Consider the following 22,317-nt stretch of genomic DNA (forward strand, 5'->3'; position numbering starts at 1 on the left):
ATTTAAAAAAAGGTTGTCTTTTTAGACAACCTTTTTTTGTGTTTATTATTTATTACTCAATATAAACTTTTCAACGACTTTAGCCACGCCATCTTCATTATTTGTAGCAGTGACATAATCTGCTTGTTGCTTAATTTCTTCAGGAGCATTTCCCATCGCAACACCTAGACCCGCAAATTTAATCATCGGTAGGTCATTATATCCGTCTCCTACAGCGATTACTTCGTCTTGTCGTATTCCTAAAATTTGAATTAAGTGATTTAGACTTTTACCTTTATCTACCTCACTGTTTGTTAGTTCTAAAAAGAACGGCTTCGAGCGCATGACACTAATTTTACCTTCAAGCTCTTTTTGGAGTATCTTTTCAACTTGAGCTAGTTTTTCTGGGTCCTCTAACATTAACAACTTCACAACGTCATTTTGCACATGCTCGGTAAAGCTGCTTACTTCTTTAATTTGCATGCCTGTGAGTTGGCCTTCAATATCAGTATATTGATTCCCTTGTTCTGTAATAATATCATTTTCAACATATGTATGAACGAAGACATTATGTTTCTTACTAATCTCATAAAGTTCATGTGCTTGCTCTTTTGTTAGCGTACATTCATAAACATTATTTTTTGTTTGATAGTCAGTAATGATCCCCCCGTTAAATGATAGAACATAACTACCATAATCATGTAGTAATAGTTCCTCAGCTAACTTATGCATTGCAAAGGTTGGTCTACCGGAAGCTAACACTACTTTTACACCCATATCTTGAGCTTTGAGTAAAGCTTCCTTCGTTCTTTGCGAAATAACATGTTGATCCGTTAAAAGTGTGTCATCGATATCCAAAACGATCATTTTATAGTTCAAATTACATTACCTCCTAAAAATTAACTTTTTTAGTATACCACCGTTCGATTAAAATAGTGCTTAATTTGGTTGGTATTCGCTTTCAGAAAAAAGCCATAGTATAATAGGGTTTATTGGATTGTGTTAATAAAGTTTGGTGGTGATTTATCTGAATATCAGTGTAGAAAAAGTAATCCAGCAAATTGAAAATGAGTTACATAAGGCAAAAGTAAGTACGCAAAAACCTGGACAGTTTCGAGAAAGAATTGCCAGTATTCGTTCTTTATGTGAGTTGCTTCTTGAAGACGAGGGCAGAGTAGAGGTTCCAAAGAATATAATAACTAGTAGTATCATTCAATCAATACCAAGTCAGCCTATTATGTCCGGACCTTCTGTGATGCCTAAATTAGATGACTCGGAACAAAGTGGATCATTATTAGATTTTTAAGATAAAGGGGGAGAAAAAGTGAAACTATTTTTCTTATTTGGTAGTATTTTTGCATTTTTATCAATCGCATTAGGTGCATTTGGAGCACATGGACTAGAGGGGAAAATTTCCGAAAAATCGCTTCAAATTTGGCAAAAGGCTGTTCAATATCAAATGTTCCAAACAGGTGGACTATTTATTATCGCATTTTTAATTGATAAATTTGGTTCAACGACTCAATTAATGTGGGCGGGATGGTTATCTATTATAGGGATCGTCTTATTCTCAGGAAGCCTGTACATATTAAGTGTATCTGGAATTAAGATACTAGGTGCAATTACACCATTAGGTGGTTTAGCATTTTTAGTAGCTTGGATTTTAGTAGGGATTTCAGTAATGAAATAAAAAAAGTGTTCAATAAAAGTGCAATTATTGCACTATATTGAACACTTTTTTTTATAGTTGATAAGGTAAAGCTATTTCTTCGTCAAATGTGACGTAATCTAAGTAAATTGTCAACAATACGAATGTTTTGGTTGTATTTACATCTCTGAGTACAATATGGTCACGTCCAGCTCCCATAATATACCCGACAAATACTTGTTGCTGGTGACCAGTGAACGTCATATAAACCGTAGCAATTTTCCCACGATTGGCTCTAAGTATATTTTCTACATAGGATTGTTCAAACATACTAGCCGAGGCGGTAACTTGACCTTGTTGGGTAATCATACCGCCTGATGGGGCTGCATATCCTTGCCCCTGTCCGGTTTGTTGTCCTTGCCCTTGCCCTTGGGCAGGTTGCGCCGCACGATAAAGATTTGGATAATATTCGTAAGGATTACTCAAAGAAAAAACCTCCCTTAGTTAAATCAAACTAAACACTGTAAACTTTAGGACAATCTTGAGAAGTTGGTTGATAAAAGCAATGTGATTTAAATCTTCCTGCTAGTTTTTGGTTAAACCAAGTTCCTGGGCATGAACCTGCAGGTCGGAAGAACCATAGGCCATAAGTGGCTGGCCAAAAACGTTGCCCTGCTATTACTTTTCTAGATAGTTCAATATCTTGATCCCTGGCACGTTGGTAAAAGTAAGATTTTTGAACAGCTTCGAATCCACCAGGATTTTGATAAACCATATCTGATATACTTCGAATGTCTCTAAAATCTAAGCAATCACATAAAACCCTATTAACACAGACATTTCCAACCATTAACATACCTTGTTGACCTTCACCTTCAGCTTCAGCACGCATTAATCTTGCAAGCAAAGAAACCTCAGCATCGGTAAAACGAATTACAGCCATAAAAAAGCCTCCTCATCCGAATTAAATATTCTGCATGAATCCCATTGGTGATCGGAAAGCGAGGACTAATTAGTTCGTTCACTACTGTAACTATATTAAAATTGAAAGAAACATATGACTTCTTTTCCAATAGGAAAATAAAAAAAACTTCTCAAAAAAGAGAAGTCTTTTAATTTATATACTATGACTGATCGTATTCAGTGGATACTCTAAAGTATTCAATTATACGTAAAGATATTTCGAGAATCCATCTTCTTTTAGAATTGTTCCAACAAAGAATGAACCAAATACTCCATAACGAGCACTTACTTCATCAAAGCGCATTTCATAGATTAATTTTTTGAATTGTAGTACGTCTTCAGAGAATAAAGTAACGCCCCATTCATAATCATCAAATCCAACAGAACCAGTAATAATTTGTTTAACTTTACCAGCGTAAGTGCGACCAATTTTTCCGTGACTGTACATCATTTCTTTACGAGCACCTGAAGGAAGCATGTACCAGTTATCTTCACCTTCACGCTTTTTATCCATTGGATAGAAGCATACGTATTGAGATTTTGGTAAAGCAGGGTAAAGTCTAGAGCGAACATGCGGATTTTGATATGGATCGCCATCTTCTTCGCTTAAGTAATTACTTAATTCAACAACAGAAACGTATGAATAAGTTGGAATCAAAAATTGAGATAATGTAGTTTTGTTAATTTCTGTTTCGATATGTAATAACTCATCCATTGTAGGTCGTAAAACCATAAACATAATGTCTGCTTTTTGACCTAAAATATTGTAAATAGCATGGCTACCTTCACCAGAATCAGCAACTTGATTCCATTTTGAGAAAACTTGTTGGAACTCTGTAATCGCTAGTTGACGCTCATCACTACTTAATTGTTTAAAAGCATGCCAATCCATACTTCTAAAATCATGTAAACAATACCAGCCATCTAAAGTTTTTGCAGCTTCACTCATTTTAAATCCCCCAAACGTTATCGTATTGATTTTCATTTATATAGCATACTACAAATAAAAGTATTTTGTAAAAACATACAAAATTATACAGTATTCAAATTTAGTTTGAAAATTAGGAATTAATTTACTTTAAATGATAGCGCTTTATTAAATATATTATATTTTTCATTATACTAAAAAGGTTTTATTCTAATTATGTACAAATAAAATAATTTTAAAGATTTCGGAGGCTATTATGAGCAATCTATTTGAAAGCATTAAACAAAAAGTATCAGGTAAAGGTATTTCGATTGTTTTACCAGAAGGTACAGATGAGAGAATCTTAACAGCAGCTGACAGACTAGCGAAAGAAGATGTATTAAAACCGATTTTAATAGGTAATGTAGAAAGCGTGAAAGAAAAAGCAAGTAGCTTAGGTTTAGAACTTCAAGGAGTAGAAATTTTAGACCCATCTACTTATGGAGAAATAGAGCAATTAGTTGCATCATTTGTTGAACGCCGTAAAGGAAAAGCAACTGAAGAGCAAGCTCGTAAAGCATTATTAGATCCAAACTACTTTGGAACGATGTTAGTATATGCAAACATTGCTCAAGGATTAGTTAGTGGTGCAACACATTCAACTGCAGATACAGTACGACCAGCGCTTCAAATCATTAAAACAAAACCAGGCGTTACAAAAACATCTGGTGTATTTATCATGGTTCGTGAAGATGAGAAATACGTATTTGCAGATTGCGCGATTAATATTGCCCCAAATAGCCAAGACTTAGCTGAAATTGCAATTGAAAGTGCAAAAACAGCTAAACTATTTGACATTGACCCTAAAATTGCAATGTTAAGCTTTTCAACAAAAGGATCTGCAAAATCGCCTGAAACTGAAAAAGTTGCAGAAGCAGTTAAAATTGCAAAAGAGCTTGCTCCTGAATTAACTTTAGATGGCGAGTTCCAATTTGATGCAGCATTTGTACCATCTGTTGCAAAAAGCAAAGCTCCTGATTCAGTTATTCAAGGTGATGCTAACACATTCGTATTCCCAAGCTTAGAAGCAGGTAACATTGGTTACAAAATTGCTCAACGTTTAGGTAACTTTGAAGCAATCGGACCAATCCTACAAGGCTTAAATATGCCTGTTAATGACCTATCTCGTGGTTGTAACAGTGAAGACGTTTATAAATTATCAATCATCACAGCTGCTCAAGCACTATAATTAGGGCTTGTGTTAAGTAAAAAGAGTGCTCTTAAGTCAATGAACTTATGAGCACTCATTTTTTATTAGAACACTTTGTGTTTATTGATTAAACCTGTATTTAAGAAAAAACCAAAAAAACAAAAGGTATTTTTCAGCCTTTTGGTTTTTTCAATTTATAAAATCCTTATTCTGCTCTTATCTTTCTTGCATAGAACTTATTTCCGAATTACGATCGATCATTCGTTGCAAATGGTAATTATATAATTCTATTTCATCATCAAGTAAAGAGTTAGGAGTTAATTTTGGAGTTAATTTAATTAAAGATTGAAGTAGTCTTGTCATTACATCCGTCACTGTAAGATTTAATGATAGTAGTTCGGAAAGAGATGCCATTGTATCAGGAATAATTGTAGGATATTTAAACGAAGTTTCTTTGTTATCAATCGCAATTTCATAAAAATCTTTAATAACTGAAGCACGTTTTGAACCACTTTCGTTAATACATAAATAAATTTGAACAGCAACCCCTTTACGGATCCGACGTTGAGAAATACCCGCAAACTTCTTGTCATCAATACTTAAATCAAAATCTCCTGGACAATATGATCCGACTATTTCTTTAGCAACTATTTTATCTGTTAAGTCCTTAAACATATCTTGAATTAGTGCATACATCGTTTCATAGCCGTCATTAATTTGCAGCTTATGTTCAGCCTCTGGAAAGAGGATAGAGATATTTAAAACACCTTCATCTAAAACAACAGCAAGCCCACCTGAATTTCGTACGATTGCCTTGTATCCATGGTCATTAAGAAATTTAACCCCATTTGTTAGATTCGGCAGTCTAGTATCTTGAATTCCTAGAACGATTGTATTGTGATGTACCCATGTTCGAATTGTTGTTGGAGACTCCATTTTCCCAATTTTTGTACATAATGTGTCATCTAATGCAAAAGATTGGATCGCCTCAAAGGATGGCCCTAAAGTTGAGCCGTCTATAAAACGTATTTCATCTGTTTGTAACCGATTCAAATGTTGATTCATTAAATAAGCCCCTTGCGTTTTGCGTTTGTTTTCCTATTTTAGCATGATTTTAAACTAAATAAAAAAACTTCATATTCTGAATAGTAAATATAGGTTGACAATAATTTAAATCAAACATATAGTAAATAAAGTAATGAAAATGATAATCGTTATCAATTAAGTATAAGGTTGATAATAATAAAAAAAGGAGATTTAAATGAAAAAGTTATTATTACCGTTTATTCTTATTTTTGTATTAATCACGAGCGCATGTAGTTATAATTCGTCAGATAAGAAGGCTAGCACTTCAAATATGGATGATCAATCTAAAACATTTACATATCAATCAGAAACTGGTCCCGTTGAATTACCAACACATCCAAAACGCGTTATCTTACTTTCAGGTTTTACGGGTAATGTCATTTCTTTAGGAGTAAATGTTGTTGGGGTAGATGTTTGGTCAAAGCATAATCCAACTTTTACGAAAGAATTAAAGGATGTAGCGGAAGTATCAGATGAGAATCTTGAAAAAATAATTGAGTTAAAACCGGATTTAATTATTGGGTTATCAACTATTAAAAACATAGATAAATTGAAAGAGATTGCTCCAACGGTTACATACACGTGGGGTAAGTTAGATTATTTAGCACAGCATATCGAAATTGGTAAACTGTTAAACAAAGAGAAGGAAGCCAGAGAATGGGTTGGTGACTTTAAACAACGCGCGGAAAAAGCAGGAGATGAAATTCGAGCTAAAATTGGTGAAAATGCAACTGTATCAGTATTTGAATCATATGATAAACAGCTATATGTATTCGGTAATAATTGGGCCCGAGGAACTGAAATACTATACCAAGCAATGAAATTAAAAATGCCTGAGAAAGTAAAAGAAGTGGCTTTAAAAGATGGTTATTACACGCTTTCTACAGAAGTGCTGCCACAATATGCAGGAGATTACATTATTTTAAGTAAATACGCAGATGGAGATATATCGTTCCAGAAAACAGATACATATAAATCTATTCCAGCTGTAAAAAATAATCGTGTATACGAAATGCTTGGCGATGGCGCTTCGTTTAGTGACCCAGTTACACTTGAAAAACAGCTAGCATTCTTTAAAAAATCATTTTTAGAAAATTAATAGATTGTAGTCGGAATTTCAAAATTTAGTGAACATAAAAATAGAGGGACTAAATCAAAACCAAGATTTAGTTCCTCTATATTATAACCGACAATGTTATTCTGCAATTTTTTCTAAATTTCCGTTCTTATCCATTCTAAAGGATGTTGCTGCTGGTTTCTCTTCCTCTTCAAATAGTACTAATTTTCTAGCACGGTTCATTATTTTCATCATTGTTTCATAGTCTTCTTGAACAGTAGTAGCATCTTTTTCAAGCTTTTCTACTTGTCTCTGTAACTGTGAATTTCGTTCCTGCAATTGCATAAGCTCTCTTTTTAGTTGATCATTTTCACGGACTAAACGATCACTACCAATCTGACTACTTGAAAGACCTTGTAAGAACTGGATGACATCAAACATTGTAATTGAACTTTTTCTAGTATTTACTGGTGAAGCTGGCGTAGTCTGTGATTGATACTGACTTTGAACTGAAGGAATACTTGAAAATATCTCAGTTGTTGGTTCATCATTATGCGTTACTTCAACAGTTGTGTCATTTTCATTATCAGTTTCCACAAAAGAACCAAATTCTTGATCGAGTTCAACACCATATTCTAAGTCTTGTTCATCATTTAAATAACGATCAAAATTACTAGATACATCTGTTTGTATATAACTAGATTCAGAAGGTGTATATAATAACTTTTTCTTAGCATCTTCACCTTTAGCGTGACGAAGCTTTTCTTTACGGAATTTCTTTGCTAATTGAAGTGCTTTTTCATAATTATAGCGAACTACAGCATTCCAACGAAAACCACATGCAGCCGAGGTACGTTCTAAAACATCGCCTACTTCTTCAAAGGCATTTAATTGGGTACTACCTTCTCGTACATGACGTAAAACGGTTTCTGCTAAAAGTAAATCATTTTCTTCAGTCCAAGCATCTTGTCTTAATTTCATCATAGAAAATTCTCCTCAACTTTCTTTTATTCAATTAAATTGGTTTATTTTCGTAGCTGATTAATAGAAGTTTGGACAAAAAAATAGAAAACTATACAAAAAATAGAAAATAGTAGAATACTATTTGGAGTGATTTAATTGGAAAACTTGCATGTCCTTTTTGGAACGAGTAAAATTACTGCTGAGTATGTTCAATTTAGAACAGAAAGGATTGTAAAAAAATGTCAAATGAATTTAGAATATGTGATGACTGCCAGGCGACAAATATTAAAACATTAGTCCCTCGCTTAAAAAGAATAGATGATGAAGCAGAGATTAAAATTGGTTGTCAATCTTACTGTGGACCAGGACGAAAAAAATCATTTTGTTTCGTAAACAATCGCCCTTTATCTGCACCAAACGAAGATGATCTACTTGTAAAGATAAAGTCAAAACTAGGTAAGAATTAAACGTTCCTTCATCTTCAGGAGCGTTTTTTTGATATAATAGTAAAGAAATGCGGAAGGCGTTTGGTCAGCCCCGACAAGCATAAGTCGAAATCCAAGGAAGGTTGGTTTTTACCTTCATTGGAATTGGGCTTATGACCTCGAGGGGCTAACGCCTGTAGCTAGACAATTTGAAATGTGGAGAAAGCTTGTTCAGCTCTGAAGGGAATATCTCCATTCAGCTGAAGAAGTGGCGATCTTTCCACTTCGAAGATGGATGGAATATTACCGAAGAGCTAGCTTTCGGAACTAGACATCATAAAATACATATTTTAATTTTGGCTTTTAAGGATTAAGGGGCAAAAGTTGAATAATAAAAGTAGAAGGTTGGTTTTTACCTTCATTGGAATTGGGCTTATGACCTTGAGGGGCTAACGCTTCGGACTACAAAGAGAAAGATAGAAGAGTCCTGTTCAGAAAGTAAATCAATTAGCATATAAAGAATTAGTGTACATATTGAAAGGGGGCCAACATATGTCATATCGTTTCCAAAAGCTTTATGAGGAAAAAGTATTTAAAGATCCTGTACATCGTTATATCCACGTAAGAGATCAAGTTATTTGGGATTTAATCGGAACAAAAGAATTTCAGAGACTACGCAGAATTAAACAGCTTGGTACTACATATCTGACGTTTCATGGAGCTGAGCATAGTCGATTTACTCATTCGCTTGGCGTTTATGAAATTATAAGACGTATGGTAGATGATGTTTTTTCTGGTCGTCCTGATTGGAATGATGATGATCGCTTATTAGCTCTTTGTGCTGGATTATTACATGATGTTGGTCATGGTCCTTTTTCGCATACATTTGAAAAGATATTTAATTTAGATCATGAAGAATTAACGAGAGAAATTATTGAGGGTTCAACAGAAATTAATGATGTTCTAAAAAAAGTAGGGGATGACTTTCCTAAGAAAGTATCGGAAGTCATTGAGAAAACATCGGCGAATAAGTTAGTTACGAGCATGATTTCAAGCCAGATTGATGCAGATCGAATGGATTATCTTCTTAGAGATGCATACTACACTGGCGTAAGTTACGGTAATTTTGATATGGAACGTATTTTAAGAATTATGCGTCCTCGACCTGATGGTGTCGTTATTAAACAATCAGGTATGCATGCTGTTGAGCACTACTTAATTAGTCGATTCCAGATGTACTGGCAAGTATACTTTCATCCTGTGTCTAGAAGTGCAGAAGCTATTTTACAAAAGATATTACAAAGGGCTAAATATTTGCATGAAACAGGTTACCATTTTAATTATGTACCAGTTCATTTTGGTCAATTGTTTGAGGGGAAAGTTGACTTAGATGAATATATCAAATTAGATGAATCAGTCCTTTTGTATTATTTCCAAGTATGGCAGGAGGAATCTGACCAAATCTTAGGTGATCTGTGTCAACGGTTCTTAAGTAGAAAATTATTTCAATATGTAGACTTTGATACGCAAAAGCATACTGAAAAGTTTGCTGAACTAAAAGAGTTATTTTTAGAAATAGATATAGACCCAGAATACTATTTAGTTATCGATACAATTTCAGACGAGGCTTATGATTACTTTAGGTATGGTGAAGAAGGTGGAAAGAAGCCGATTCTACTATTACAAACGAACGGGGATTTGAAAGAAATCTCGCGTAAATCAGAGCTAGTAGATGGAATAACTGGTAAAAAGTTATTCGATTCTAAGTTATATTTTCCTCATGATTTAATTTATAGCAATCCTGATGAAAAGAAAAAGAAAGTAATCGAAATGATTGAAGAAATAGCAGGGGCTAAAAGAAGATAAAAACAGTAAACGGAAGTTACTCCGTTTACTCATTATTTAGACAAAGTACTAAAAACTTGTTTTTCAGACTGATTGAAAGCGTTTGGCGGGCAGTCTGACGTTTACTGTTGATGTATGTAAGGAATTCTATTCGTCACTTAGGCGTTTACCTGCAACGGCATAATGGTTTTTTGTCATTTCTTCAATGAAAACAACAATCTTTTCGGTTGGAGCACCTGTTGTTTCACTAACAGCTGAAGTAACTTTTTCTACTAAAGCTTTTTTTTGTTCTTCAGTGCGACCTTCTAGCATTTTTACTGTAACGTATGGCATATTATGACCTCCTTCGTTTTGTCATTTTTATTATAACTCAGGAAGTCAGAATAATAACGATTAAATCGATTAACATTGAAGAAATCATAAAGAATAAATTAAACTATTAATAAATTAACCGTTCAGTTAAGTAAAACAGTAATTTCTTGAGAGGAGTAAAGAATGGGATCATTTTTTCAATATCCATTAAAAGATATACCATTAATATTACTAGTTGTTGCGATTTCGTTATCAGTTCACGAATTTGCGCACGCTTATGTAGCTTATAAATTTGGAGATGACACTGCAAAAAGACAAGGCAGATTAACGCTTTCTCCATTTAGACATTTAGACATTTTCGGAACAATTGCGATTATTATTTTAGGTTTTGGTTGGGCAAGACCAGTTCCTGTAAATCGCCATAACTTTAAACATCCTAGATTAGCGGGTATCTTAACGACAGCAGCGGGACCGATTAGTAATTTAATACTAGCGACGCTTGGTTTAATCGCTTATTCACTATTGTATAAGTTCGGATTTTTTCATTCTTTCCCACAATCGCTATCAATGACTTTAGATTCTTTCTTTAATATTTTCGTTCAAATGAATATCGTATTATTTGTGTTTAACTTAATTCCTCTTCCGCCATTAGATGGATATCGAATTTTAGAGGATTTGGCTCCTAATGACCTTCGTGCAAAAATGTCACAATACGAGCAATATGGAGCATTTGTATTTTTAGTTTTAGTATTAACTCCATTAGATAACTATACAATACAGCCAATTTTCCAGGTTGCTATACCTTCAGTTTTCCACTGGATTAATTCAATCGTTACACCATTAATTTTTTAGGAGGGGCATAATGTCTGAACAACCAAAAAAGAAATCACTAGGTTTTAATATATTAAAAAATGATTCAACGAGTGGGCATGGCGGATTCGGTGTTGGAGCAATTAGTTTAGAAAATATTTCTCCAGTCTTTATAGATATACAAGAGAATGATGTTTTTGTAGATATCGGTGCAATGCATGCAAGAAGTTCAGTTGAAAAAGGAATCAAGTTTTTAACAAATGAGGATGAAGTTCCTAATGGAAAACCATATTGGTTAGTGTGGGTCGCAACGGAGCGAACTGAAAGTGGACCTTATTATGCTGGAGTAACTGGCTGTTATATGACAGTTGATCGTGAAGCTAGAAGGGGATATAAACTTCTTCCTGACCACGTAAATAAAATGGATAAAGCGATGAAACGAAAAATAATGGTTGAAGAGATGGATGAAAAGTCTCGCAAATTATTAGCCGATTTCTTAAAATCGCACAATGAAGAGATGTGGAATAATTCATCTGACCAATTAAAAACTGTGCTTTTAGGATAGTATACTTTTTTGCACATTAAGTAAGTATAAATTGGCAGCGAAGAAGGAAAGTCCACGTAGTTTCCAATTTTAAGTATTAAGTATAAGTGCAACTACGTCTCTGTCTTCGCCCTAAGGCTCGCTAATTGACGAGTTTTCTTTTGGTAAATTATATAAAAAATTTGAAGAAATCGTCGAATAATCTTTTTACATTTAAGACTAAATAAAGTAAACTAATATTAGCTTGGACAAAGCTAGGACTAGGACAAACAAAAGACCTTACCAATTTGGTGAGGTCTTTTGTTTTTATAGTAAATATTTAGAATACCAAGGTTTACTGTCTTTATTTTCCTTTTTATGTTTTTGGTTCATTTTTTTATTCATACAAGGTTTTGTAGGTTGTGTCCCTCTACGAAAATAAAGTGAAACCTTATCGCCGCAGCCTTCTTTATACAAAAGGCCAGTCTTTTCATCTATAGCAACTTTTACTAGATCATTAGGTAGTTTAGAGTCTATATTTTTATCCATTAAATTTGTCATAACGGATGCCCATACTTTCTTGGACAGTGTACCTTCCTCTGCGGTTAAATTTTTTGAATGATCATACCCAACCCATACTCCAACAATAAGATTCGAATGGAATCCAATCATCCAACTGTCCGTTTTTGTAGTTCCAGTTTTACCATAATAATCTTTTGATAGTTCAGGAATAATACTAGTACCTGTTACTGGCAAGTAGCTTGAAAAATTTGTGTTGAACATTCCGTTCATTAGTTGTTTAAGAATAATGGTTTGATCTTTATCTAATATTTGTTTTTTATCAAACTTTTCTTTATAAATCGTCTTTCCAGTTTGAGTTTTAATCTCTTTTACGAAATGAGGAATAACTTCTTTACCATTATTCGCAATTAGTGCGTATGCTCTTGTCATATCGAGCAATGAGGCATCTTGAGTGCCGAGTGCCATTGAAGGTAGTTTATTATTTGGTGTGGTTAAATGGAATAACTTCTGTGCTTTAATAAATTCGTCAGTACCAACTGCCTGTTGTGTTTTTACAGCGTATATATTGTCTGAAACAGCAATAGCTTTAGCTAGAGTAATTGAATCATGCGCGTATAGATTGCCACTGTTTTTGGGACTATATGAATCTCCATTTTCAAAGTGAAATATAGTAGGCTTACTTTGAAGTCTTGTTGATGGGGTATAACCATTTTCAAGTGCACTGTAATATAGAATTGGTTTTATTGTACTTCCTACTTGTCGTTTTGACGTTATTGCTCGATTAAATAAAAACTGTCCTTTCTCGCGGCCCCCAGTCATACCTAATACTTCACCAGTTTGACTATTTAATACGACTACACTAGCCTGTAAATCAGGTTGTGGTCTAATATATTTATCAAATGCTTGATCAATATGCTTTTGAATAGTGGAATTAAATGTTGTATAAATTTGACTACCATTGTTATTGATTGATTGGCCAATTGAAGCTGTAATCTCTTTTTGAACACTTTGTTGAAAATAGGATGTAAATGAAGAATTTGAAGTATGTTTAATCGGTTTTAACTTTATCGATTCATTAATTGCATTTTTAACAGTTTTTGAGCTGATTAGTTTATTTTGTTCTAATGCCGATAAAATTCGTCGCTGCCTTTTCTTTACAGATGAAAAATGAACGTAAGGATCATATGTTGAAGGATTAGCCGGAATACTTAATAAAAATGTAGATTCACCAATTGTAAGCTCGTTTGTCTCTTTTCCTAAGAAGGTATTCGCCGCAGTTTCTAGACCATAAATACCATGTCCAAAATAAATGGTGTTTAAATATGCTTCTAATATTTTATTTTTACTGTAGGCTGACTCAAGTCTCATAGTAAAAAAAGCCTCTTTTAATTTACGACTAATCGTTTTTTGTTGTGAAAGATATAAATTTTTTGCAAGTTGCTGAGTTATTGTACTTCCGCCTTGAGCGTATTGTCCTTTCGTTATATTAATTAAAATAGCAGAGCCCAACCTTTTTAAGTCAAAGCCATGATGATGAAAAAAATTACGATCTTCAGAAACTAAAATACTATTGATCGCAATCGGAGGCACATCTGCAATTTTTAGTGTTTTACGATTTTGAAGTAGCTTAGTTTTACTAATTAGTTTTTGATTGTGATCATAATAACTTGAATTTGACTCAATAAATAATGAAGGTTTAGTAGACGTAATTGCAAAGAGATAAACACAAGATAAAAATAGTGTTCCTGAAATTGAAATAATAGTAAGCAAAATGCCGACCTTTTGAAGTGTACGCCAATGAAAAGAGTAGTTGATATTATACAAAAAATGTATCCTCCTCTCGATTCGTTTCTCTAATTTAATACTAGTATGGTAGATTAAGAGAAATTTTATTCAAATTACCGAAGTAAAAAATATCAAATAATTTAGCTTTAAAAATCTTGCATTTCACAAAAATTACTCTATACTTTTCTTTTGTACGGCAAAAAATTGTTGTAACAACACAAATCCGATAGGAATTAGGAAGAGTGGGGATAATACGGAACATAATCGAAAAGTCGAGGCGCATTGTTTTAGCCCCGACAAAACAATACTTATGTTTCAAACTAAATCTTGATAAAGAAGGGTAGATGCATTAAATGGAATTATGGTTTACTGAAAAACAAACAAAAAACTTTGGAATTACTGCTAAAATTAATAAAACTTTACATACAGAGCAAACAGAGTTTCAAAAGCTTGACATGGTAGAGACAGAAGAGTTCGGAAACATGCTTATTTTAGATGGTATGGTTATGACAACTCAAAAAGATGAGTTCGTTTACCACGAAATGGTTGCGCATGTACCTTTATTCACACACCCAAATCCTGAAAACGTATTAGTTGTAGGTGGCGGTGACGGTGGTGTTATTCGTGAAGTATTAAAACACCCAAGCGTGAAGAAAGCAACTCTAGTTGAAATCGATGGAAAAGTAATTGAGTACTCTAAAATATACTTACCTGAAATTGCAGGGAAATTAGAAGATCCACGTGTAGAAGTAAAAGTAGACGACGGATTTATGCATATTGCAAATAGTGAAAATGTATACGATGTAATTATGGTAGACTCAACTGAACCAGTTGGTCCTGCAGTTAACTTATTTACAAAAGGCTTCTATGCTGGAATCTCTAAAGCATTAAAAGAAGATGGTATTTTTGTAGCACAAACGGACAACCCATGGTTTACGCCAGAGTTAATCACACAAGTTCAACGTGATGTAAGAGAAATCTTCCCAATCACTCGTTTATACATTGCAAATATTCCAACATACCCAAGTGGAATGTGGACATTTACAATCGGTTCGAAAAAACATGATCCTCTTGAAGTAGAAGAGAATCGTTTCTTTGATATTGAGACAAAATATTATACAAAAGAGCTACACAAAGCAGCGTTCGTATTACCAAAATTTGTAGCTGATCTTACTAAATAAGGGGGCTTTATTTATGCGTTTTGATGAAGCTTATTCTGGAAATGTATTCATAAAGAGTCATCCAAGCTTTGAAGAAAGTAAAGCAGTTATCTATGGTATGCCTATGGATTGGACTGTAAGTTTCAGACCAGGTTCTCGTTTTGGTCCTACACGTATTCGTGAAGTTTCAATTGGATTAGAGGAATATAGTCCATATCAAGATAAAGAACTTGAAGAAGTTAAGTATTTCGACGCAGGGGATATTCCATTACCATTTGGTAACGCGCAAAGAAGCCTTGATATGATTGAAGATTATATTGACGGTTTATTAGCTGAAGGTAAATTTCCTCTAGGAATGGGTGGGGAGCATCTTGTATCATGGCCAGTAATGAAAGCTATGTACAAGAAATACCCAGATTTAGCAATTATTCATTTTGATGCTCATACTGATTTACGTGATTCATATGAAGGTGAGCCATTATCTCACTCAACACCAATTAAAAAAGTTTGTGATTTAATTGGACCAAAAAATGTTTATTCATTTGGAATCCGTTCTGGTATGAAGGAAGAATTTGAATGGGCTAAAGAAGTTGGAATGAATTTATTCAAATTCGAAGTGCTTGAACCGTTAAAGAAAGTACTTCCAACGCTTGCTGGACGTCCAGTATATGTAACGATTGATATCGATGTATTAGATCCTGCACACGCTCCTGGAACAGGAACTCTTGAAGCAGGTGGTATTACATCAAAAGAAATGCTTGATAGCATCTTAGCAATCGCAAACAGTGATATAAACGTTGTTGGGGCAGACTTAGTAGAAGTAGCTCCAGTTTACGATCATGCAGAGCAAACTCAAGTTGCTGCAAGTAAATTTATTCGTGAAATTTTATTAGGTTGGGTAAAATAATAAGATTTGAAAAGGCGATTTTTCGTTCATTAGAGCGAAAAGTCGCCTTTTTATATTGATTTGAAATTGAAACACTTGTAGCAATACAAATAATATTTAACAAAAAATGTAAAATCCTATTGATAATGATAATCATTACCTTTATAATTGAGAACGATTATTGTTATCAAACTATAGGAGAAGATGAAGATGAAAAAAGGGGTAAGGAAATCTATTTTAACTCTACACTTGGTAAGCAGCTTAGTTTTTGGACTTTTTATTATTGCTGTTTGTGCAACGGGTAGTGTATTGGTGTTTGGGAATCAGATTGAGCATGTATTAAATCCGCAGTATTTTAAGCCTGCAAGTAGTGAAAGAAATGTTGGAATTAAAGAAGCAGAAAAGGTTTTCCTTGAACATTACAAAGGTTTTCAAATTTCGAGGATGGATGTGCCTTCAAAGTTATCAGATGTATATCATGCAAGTATGTCAAAAGGACATAATGAAATTGATGCATATGTAGATCCTAGCAATGGAAAATTATTAGGTAATTTTGATAGAGAGAAATCGATCGTTTCTTTTTTTAAAGAGTTGCATACACATTTATTATTAGATGATATTGGTGAAACAATTATTGGTATCGTTGCAATTGCATTTATTTTAATTCTTGTTACAGGTATTTATTTATGGTATCCAGGCATTAAACGAATGTTTAAAAGCTTAAAAATTAAATGGAATAAAAGTCAAATGGCTAAAAATCTATCATTACATAATTTCATTGGGGTTATTACTTTACCCTTTTTACTTGTTGTAGCAATAACAGGAATGCTATTTCCATTCCAAGAAAAGATTGAAGAATCTTTGAAATTGAAATTTACATCGAATTATCCTGAAGAACTTAAATCAGTTGATAATGGTAAACATCAAATAGGGCTGGATACTATAGTTGCCCAAATTAATAAATTGCACCCGGAAGGTGAGTTATACAAGTTGAGACTTCCAACGGATAAAGATGGTGTTATAGAAGCTCAATTAAGCGATGGTAGTTATGATCCTGAAGGTAAAGGAAATACCAGTGAGTTTTTCGATCAGTTTTCAGGAAAGCATTTAGGAACTTTTTCGAAAAATACTGAAACAGCCTATGATAAATTTTTTGTTTGGCGAGAAAGTTTGCATAGAGGAACTTTTGGTGGTGTGTTCGTAAAAACAATTTATGCCTTAGTTGGAATAGCTCCACTTGGTTTGGGGATAACTGGGATTACAATGTGGGCGCTAAAACGAAAAAACAAAGTTAAAAAAATGAGAAAATTACAGCAAACGGCCTAAGACTAACAGAATTTTACAAGGAAGTATGATAACGATATTCGGTTGAAATATTTGTTAGAACCCGAAAGAAAATGCGCATAAGCCGTATTTATCTTTCGGGTTTTTTGAATAGGTAACAAAAATGATTATTTGTACTGTTTTTATAGTAAAACAACAATTTTGTAGAAAGATAAAAATAGAAAAATGTACAAAGTTAACGTTGACGTTAACGATACATTAGGAGTAAGATAGATAAGTGATATAAATAATTTAAATTCATTTCGAAAGGAGGAAATGATTTGCTATACAAAATAGATGATGTAGCGAAAGAATGTGGATTAACAAAGCGCTCGATTCGTTATTACGAAGAAATCGGTTTGATCTCTCCGCCTGAAAGAAGTGAAGGAGGATTTCGACTTTATTCTGATCTGCATATAGAACGGCTAAAGAAAATAATGAATGTTCGTGATGTTCTTGGTTTTTCTTTGCAGGAGGTACAGGAATATATGGAAATTAGTGAGGCGTATGAAGAATTCCGATTACATTATAGAGAAAACAAGGAAAAAATGAATGAAGATGAAAGAAAAGAAAAGCTATTAGGGGCGGAAGTAATACTTGCTCAACAATTAAAAATGATTGATGAAAAGCTTAAAAAAATGAACGATATTCGAGATGAAATGAATGCGATGTATCAGAGGGTGCAAAAAGCTTTAGAACAATAAATAATATGGGAGATGGATGAAATATGTCAAACTTGGCAGATCGTAAGAAGCAAACTGCAAATCAAAAATCTGGTCTTTTGAATCAGCCAAAAGCAATTTGGGCTGTTGGTTTTGCTTGTATTATCGCATTCATGGGGATTGGATTAGTTGACCCAATTTTACCAGCAATCGCTGAAAAAATGCATGCTTCTAAAAGTGATGTAACGCTTCTTTTTACAAGTTACAATTTAGTAATGGCATTCGCGATGTTAATAACAGGTTTTATCTCTTCACGTATCGGAATTAAATGGACACTGCTTTTAGGTATACTAATTATTGCAGTCTTCGCGGGACTTGGAGGAAATTCAAGCGGTATATGGGAATTAGTATGGTTACGCGGAGGTTGGGGTCTAGGTAACGCACTATTCGTTGCGACTGCATTATCTGCTATTGTTTCATTATCTAGATCAGGTGTTGCACAATCGATTATTTTATACGAAACTGCAATTGGTCTTGGGATATCAGTTGGTCCATTATTAGGTGGGGAATTAGGTTCAATCTCTTGGAGAGGTCCATTTTTTGGTGTTGCTTGTTTAATGGTTATTGCATTTTTATCTCTATCCTTAATGATGCCAAAAACACCTATTACACAAAATACGAAAAAAGCATCGTTTCTTGATCCATTCCGTGCTCTTAAACATAGATCATTATTAACATTAGGGATTACAGCATTTTTATATAACTTTGGATTCTTTACTCTATTAGCATTCTCTCCATTCTATATGGGATTAAAGGAACGCGGTTTAGGATTCGTATTCTTAGGTTGGGGACTTTTACTAGCAATCACATCTGTATTTATGGCACCAAAACTTCAAAGAAAATTCGGTACGCTTAAATCGATGTATGCAATGTTAACTCTTTTCGCAATTACGCTTCTTATTATGGGAGTAGGAACAAATACGAATAGTGTTGTTATCGTTTGTGTAATTATAGCTGGTGCATTTTTAGGTAATAACAACACATTAATAACAACAGCAGTAATGCAAGCAGCACCAGTCGAACGTTCAACAGCATCAGCTGCATATAGCTTTTTACGTTTCCTTGGTGGGGCAATTGCTCCATATTTAGCAGGTAAACTTGCTGAATGGTATAATCCACACGTACCTTTCTATGTAGGTGGATGTTTTGTATTATTATCGGTACTTTTCTTGTTTATTAATAAAAAGCATTTAATTCATATTGATAAAGCAGAATCTGCACATTAATTTTATCGAGTATTTCTCGATAATTGGTGAAAACCCGCTAGGAATTACGTTTCCTGGCGGGTTTTTGTGTTTTTTTGAATATAAACAAACAAAAAACAGCCCTTTACAAGCTGTTTATCATGGTCCAAAATGACCGAAAAACATCAGATAAACAATAAAGCCGATGAGTGCGAGTACTCCGATTATTGCAGCTGTAAAACTGCCAAACATGATCGCTTTTCGTTTGAGAATGAACCACAAGATGATTCCCACAACGAATGGGGCGAAAAATGAGTACAAATAAATGAGAAAAATGCTCGATAACGAAATGATTCCTATACCTAGTCCGATGAAAAATAGTTTGCTAGATGATTGTTGTGCGATTGTTTTCATAAAAACCCCTTTTATTCATCATATGTTCTTTATTGTCTCATAAACTGTTTTCAATTGAAAACAAAAATCCTCCTTACATTCATGGCAAGATTGTTTGTTAGTAGGTTGATGCGATTGAAATCCGTGGCCGTTTAATGAGTAATAGTGTCTGCAGTTTTAGATTTAGGGAGTCGAAATAACTAAATGAAATTCATCATTATAAAGAACGAAGCTACGGAAATTATGTAAAAAAGCTCTATGAATTTTTTTAGAAATAAGAAAGTACTCTAATTTTTCAGATTGTCCTATTATTTCGTTCACTTTAATGAATATTTTTCACAATTTTTTTCTTACCTATTTTATTTTTTTTATTAGATTATGCTAAAATGGGAAAAGATGATTTTTGGATGTGATTCGTTACGTTCATTGGGAGAAAAGGACGTGTAAAAGTGAAAGGACAACAAGGCATACCTGTCTCAATTGACTTTGAGACTTTGATAAAAGATCCACACGGGCGTGATAAAGTCAGTTTTCAAGCAAATGGCCTATACTATAAAAAAGATGATGTCTCATATTTATTATTTGATGAAAATCACGAGGACCGAAAAGTAAAGGCTACAATGAAAATAGGTAAAGGGGAAGTAACAATTATTCGTAATGGCGGGGTTATGATGCGTCACCAATACCGAGTAAATGAAACAACTGAAGGTACTTTCTCAAATGAATTAGGCGTATTCCAAACGAAAGCATATACGAAAAAACTACAATTTCTAGTATCTGAAGGACCTTTAAAAGGGGTACTTCAATTAGGGTATAAGTTATTCGTAGGTGATGAAAATGCTGGGTCGTATAACATTACAGTATCAATTAAGGAGGCAACGATATGAATACATTAGAACAAGTAAAAAGTCGTTTAAAAAATGAAATCGAAGCTGCGGTATTAAAAGCAGGATTAGCAACGGAGGAACAATTACCACAAGTTGTATTAGAAACACCAAAAGATAAAGCGCACGGAGATTTTTCAACAAATATGGCGATGCAATTAGCACGAGTTGCTAAAAAGGCTCCTAGAATGATTGCAGAAGAGCTAATTAATTCTTTTGACCAAAGTAAGGCAAGCATTCGAAAAGTAGAAATTGCTGGACCAGGATTCATCAATTTTTATATGGATAATAGTTACCTAACTGATTTAATCCCAGCAATTATTAAATCTGGAAATGAATATGGCCAAACTAACTTTGGTAACGGTGAAAAGATTTTAGTTGAGTTTGTTTCAGCGAATCCGACTGGCGATTTACATTTAGGTCATGCCCGTGGAGCAGCATTTGGAGATTCACTATGTAATATTTTAGACAAAGCAGGTTATGAAGTAACTCGTGAATATTATATTAATGATGCTGGAAACCAAATTAATAATTTAACACTTTCAGTAGAAGCTCGTTATATGCAAGCACTTGGAATGGATAAAGAAATGCCTGCAGATGGCTACCATGGAGCAGATATCATTGAGATTGGTAAAACATTAGCTGCTGAATTTGGTGACCGTTATATAAATGAACCAGAAGAAGCTCGTTACAAGTTCTTCCGTGAGTACGGTTTAAAGTTAGAAATGGAAAAACTACAACGCGATCTACGTAATTTCAGAGTAGAATTTGATGTATGGTATTCAGAAACTTCATTATATAAAAATGGCAAAGTGTTAGAGGCTCTTGATGATTTAAAACAACGCGGTGAAACATATGAAGAAGAAGGAGCGACTTGGTTCCGTTCTACAACATATGGAGATGATAAAAACCGTGTACTAATTAAAAGCGATGGTTCTTATACTTATTTAACTCCGGATATTGCTTATCACCGTGACAAACTTAGTCGAGGAGCAGATAAATTAATTGATATTCTTGGAGCTGACCATCACGGATACATTCCTCGTATGAAAGCAGCAATTCAAGCATTAGGATATAATGCTGATACGCTTGAGGTAGAAATTATCCAAATGGTTCAGTTATATCAAGATGGTGAAAAAGTTAAAATGAGTAAACGTACAGGTAAAGCTGTTACGTTACGTGATTTAATGGAAGAAGTAGGTACTGATGCTACACGTTACTTCTTTGCAATGCGCGGTTGTGACTCACATTTAGACTTTGATATGGACTTAGCTGTTTCTAAATCAAATGAAAACCCTGTTTATTATTCACAATACGCTCACGCTCGAGTTTGTAGTATTCTTCGTCAAGGAGAAGAAATGGGTATTGTTTACAATGGGGAAGCTGATTACAGCCTTGTTTCATCTGAAAAAGAATATGAGTTATTAAAGAAATTAGGAGAATTCCCAGCAGCGGTTTCATTAGCTGCTTCAAAACGTACTCCTCATCACATTACAAACTATGTGTTTGAATTAGCGGGGACTTTCCACAGCTTCTATAATGCAGAAAAAGTGTTAGATGCTGAAAATGTTGAAAAATCAAAAGCTAGACTGGCTTTAATGAAATCAGTTCAAGTTACATTACAAAATGCATTAGCTTTAGTTGGAGTTTCTGCACCAGAAAAAATGTAAGTAATTAATGAAAGTACCATGCCCCAATTTAGGGTATGGTACTTTTTTTGTTAGAAAAGT

General features: G+C 33.9%; 24 protein-coding genes. 15 read left to right on the forward strand and 9 right to left on the reverse strand.

Translation table 11 applies throughout. The features are described 5' to 3' along the window. Positions 1 to 45: 45 nt before the first annotated feature. A complete protein-coding gene (locus tag ACFWM3_RS06400) occupies positions 46 to 858 on the reverse strand; it encodes a Cof-type HAD-IIB family hydrolase (protein WP_390310778.1) in 813 nt (270 codons plus the stop codon). A gap of 139 nt (positions 859 to 997) precedes the next feature. Between ACFWM3_RS06400 and ACFWM3_RS06405 the strand changes: the two genes are divergently transcribed. Then, on the forward strand, positions 998 to 1,285 hold the full coding sequence (locus ACFWM3_RS06405) for a DUF5327 family protein (RefSeq protein WP_390310780.1): 288 nt from the start codon (positions 998 to 1,000) through the stop codon (positions 1,283 to 1,285). A gap of 18 nt (positions 1,286 to 1,303) precedes the next feature. Continuing rightward, positions 1,304 to 1,669, forward strand: coding sequence for a DUF423 domain-containing protein (locus ACFWM3_RS06410; protein ID WP_056469157.1), 366 nt, complete (start codon positions 1,304 to 1,306; stop codon positions 1,667 to 1,669). Positions 1,670 to 1,720: 51 nt separating this feature from the next. Here ACFWM3_RS06410 and gerQ read toward each other — a convergent pair whose 3' ends face one another. The 3 genes from gerQ to hemQ form a co-directional block, all read right to left on the reverse strand. Beyond that, positions 1,721 to 2,113 carry a spore coat protein GerQ gene (gerQ, locus tag ACFWM3_RS06415; protein ID WP_390310782.1) on the reverse strand — a complete coding sequence of 131 codons (393 nt, stop codon included), beginning with the start codon at positions 2,111 to 2,113 and terminating at the stop codon, positions 1,721 to 1,723. Between the two features lie 28 nt (positions 2,114 to 2,141). Next, positions 2,142 to 2,570 (reverse strand): cell wall hydrolase, encoded by a 429-nt coding sequence (locus ACFWM3_RS06420; protein WP_056469162.1) that lies wholly within the window; start codon positions 2,568 to 2,570, stop codon positions 2,142 to 2,144. 222 nt (positions 2,571 to 2,792) lie between these two features. Beyond that, entirely contained in the window at positions 2,793 to 3,539 is a 747-nt protein-coding gene (gene hemQ, locus ACFWM3_RS06425; RefSeq protein ID WP_390310784.1) for a hydrogen peroxide-dependent heme synthase, read from the reverse strand. Between the two features lie 235 nt (positions 3,540 to 3,774). Between hemQ and pta the strand changes: the two genes are divergently transcribed. Then, entirely contained in the window at positions 3,775 to 4,746 is a 972-nt protein-coding gene (gene pta / locus ACFWM3_RS06430; protein WP_390310785.1) for a phosphate acetyltransferase, read from the forward strand. A gap of 177 nt (positions 4,747 to 4,923) precedes the next feature. Here the strand turns inward: pta and lipL are convergent, their stop codons facing one another. Further along, positions 4,924 to 5,772, reverse strand: coding sequence for an octanoyl-[GcvH]:protein N-octanoyltransferase (gene lipL / locus ACFWM3_RS06435; protein ID WP_056469174.1), 849 nt, complete (start codon positions 5,770 to 5,772; stop codon positions 4,924 to 4,926). A gap of 196 nt (positions 5,773 to 5,968) precedes the next feature. Here lipL and ACFWM3_RS06440 point away from each other — a divergent pair, with 196 nt between their 5' ends. Next, positions 5,969 to 6,892, forward strand: a complete 924-nt coding sequence (locus ACFWM3_RS06440) for an iron-hydroxamate ABC transporter substrate-binding protein (RefSeq protein WP_390310786.1) — start codon at positions 5,969 to 5,971, stop codon at positions 6,890 to 6,892. 96 nt (positions 6,893 to 6,988) lie between these two features. On the opposite strand, the gene ACFWM3_RS06445 is transcribed toward ACFWM3_RS06440, so the two are convergent. After that, on the reverse strand, positions 6,989 to 7,831 hold the full coding sequence (locus ACFWM3_RS06445) for an RsfA family transcriptional regulator (protein WP_390310840.1): 843 nt from the start codon (positions 7,829 to 7,831) through the stop codon (positions 6,989 to 6,991). Positions 7,832 to 8,052: 221 nt separating this feature from the next. On the opposite strand from ACFWM3_RS06445, the gene ACFWM3_RS06450 reads away from it, so the two are divergent. Both ACFWM3_RS06450 and ACFWM3_RS06455 read left to right on the forward strand, forming a co-directional pair. Beyond that, on the forward strand, positions 8,053 to 8,280 hold the full coding sequence (locus ACFWM3_RS06450) for a YuzB family protein (RefSeq protein WP_025671004.1): 228 nt from the start codon (positions 8,053 to 8,055) through the stop codon (positions 8,278 to 8,280). Positions 8,281 to 8,790: 510 nt separating this feature from the next. Then, complete coding sequence (locus ACFWM3_RS06455) at positions 8,791 to 10,104, forward strand: HD domain-containing protein (protein WP_056469180.1); 1,314 nt, start codon at positions 8,791 to 8,793, stop codon at positions 10,102 to 10,104. 126 nt (positions 10,105 to 10,230) lie between these two features. On the opposite strand, the gene ACFWM3_RS06460 is transcribed toward ACFWM3_RS06455, so the two are convergent. Beyond that, entirely contained in the window at positions 10,231 to 10,416 is a 186-nt protein-coding gene (locus ACFWM3_RS06460; RefSeq protein WP_056469182.1) for a 2-hydroxymuconate tautomerase, read from the reverse strand. A 162-nt stretch (positions 10,417 to 10,578) separates the two neighbouring features. Here ACFWM3_RS06460 and ACFWM3_RS06465 point away from each other — a divergent pair, with 162 nt between their 5' ends. After that, a complete protein-coding gene (locus tag ACFWM3_RS06465) occupies positions 10,579 to 11,247 on the forward strand; it encodes a site-2 protease family protein (protein WP_056469185.1) in 669 nt (222 codons plus the stop codon). A gap of 10 nt (positions 11,248 to 11,257) precedes the next feature. Further along, complete coding sequence (locus tag ACFWM3_RS06470) at positions 11,258 to 11,770, forward strand: YwhD family protein (protein WP_056469188.1); 513 nt, start codon at positions 11,258 to 11,260, stop codon at positions 11,768 to 11,770. A 285-nt stretch (positions 11,771 to 12,055) separates the two neighbouring features. Here the strand turns inward: ACFWM3_RS06470 and ACFWM3_RS06475 are convergent, their stop codons facing one another. Further along, entirely contained in the window at positions 12,056 to 14,074 is a 2,019-nt protein-coding gene (locus ACFWM3_RS06475; protein WP_390310787.1) for a transglycosylase domain-containing protein, read from the reverse strand. Between the two features lie 314 nt (positions 14,075 to 14,388). On the opposite strand from ACFWM3_RS06475, the gene speE reads away from it, so the two are divergent. The 5 genes from speE to ACFWM3_RS06500 all read left to right on the forward strand — a co-directional run bounded on the left by speE (position 14,389) and on the right by ACFWM3_RS06500 (position 19,352). Continuing rightward, positions 14,389 to 15,216, forward strand: a complete 828-nt coding sequence (speE, locus tag ACFWM3_RS06480; RefSeq protein ID WP_025671010.1) for a spermidine synthase — start codon at positions 14,389 to 14,391, stop codon at positions 15,214 to 15,216. 13 nt (positions 15,217 to 15,229) lie between these two features. Beyond that, the gene (gene speB / locus ACFWM3_RS06485; protein ID WP_025671011.1) at positions 15,230 to 16,102 is read left to right on the forward strand and encodes an agmatinase; all 873 of its coding nucleotides are present in this window, start codon (positions 15,230 to 15,232) and stop codon (positions 16,100 to 16,102) included. Between the two features lie 189 nt (positions 16,103 to 16,291). Further along, positions 16,292 to 17,407 (forward strand): PepSY-associated TM helix domain-containing protein, encoded by a 1,116-nt coding sequence (locus ACFWM3_RS06490; protein WP_390310788.1) that lies wholly within the window; start codon positions 16,292 to 16,294, stop codon positions 17,405 to 17,407. A 278-nt stretch (positions 17,408 to 17,685) separates the two neighbouring features. Next, entirely contained in the window at positions 17,686 to 18,108 is a 423-nt protein-coding gene (locus ACFWM3_RS06495) for a MerR family transcriptional regulator (protein ID WP_082459421.1), read from the forward strand. Between the two features lie 23 nt (positions 18,109 to 18,131). Next, entirely contained in the window at positions 18,132 to 19,352 is a 1,221-nt protein-coding gene (locus ACFWM3_RS06500) for an MFS transporter (protein WP_056469198.1), read from the forward strand. A gap of 117 nt (positions 19,353 to 19,469) precedes the next feature. Here ACFWM3_RS06500 and ACFWM3_RS06505 read toward each other — a convergent pair whose 3' ends face one another. Continuing rightward, the gene (locus tag ACFWM3_RS06505) at positions 19,470 to 19,724 is read right to left on the reverse strand and encodes a hypothetical protein (RefSeq protein WP_390310789.1); all 255 of its coding nucleotides are present in this window, start codon (positions 19,722 to 19,724) and stop codon (positions 19,470 to 19,472) included. A gap of 428 nt (positions 19,725 to 20,152) precedes the next feature. On the opposite strand from ACFWM3_RS06505, the gene ACFWM3_RS06510 reads away from it, so the two are divergent. Next, entirely contained in the window at positions 20,153 to 20,590 is a 438-nt protein-coding gene (locus tag ACFWM3_RS06510) for a YwiB family protein (RefSeq protein ID WP_056469204.1), read from the forward strand. Further along, the gene (gene argS / locus ACFWM3_RS06515; RefSeq protein WP_390310790.1) at positions 20,587 to 22,257 is read left to right on the forward strand and encodes an arginine--tRNA ligase; all 1,671 of its coding nucleotides are present in this window, start codon (positions 20,587 to 20,589) and stop codon (positions 22,255 to 22,257) included. Before ACFWM3_RS06510 ends, argS begins: the two co-directional genes overlap by 4 nt. Positions 22,258 to 22,317 lie beyond the last annotated feature (60 nt).

This window comes from Gottfriedia sp. NPDC058432, from assembly GCF_042721555.1.
Classification (GTDB): Bacteria; Bacillota; Bacilli; order Bacillales; family Bacillaceae_G; genus Gottfriedia.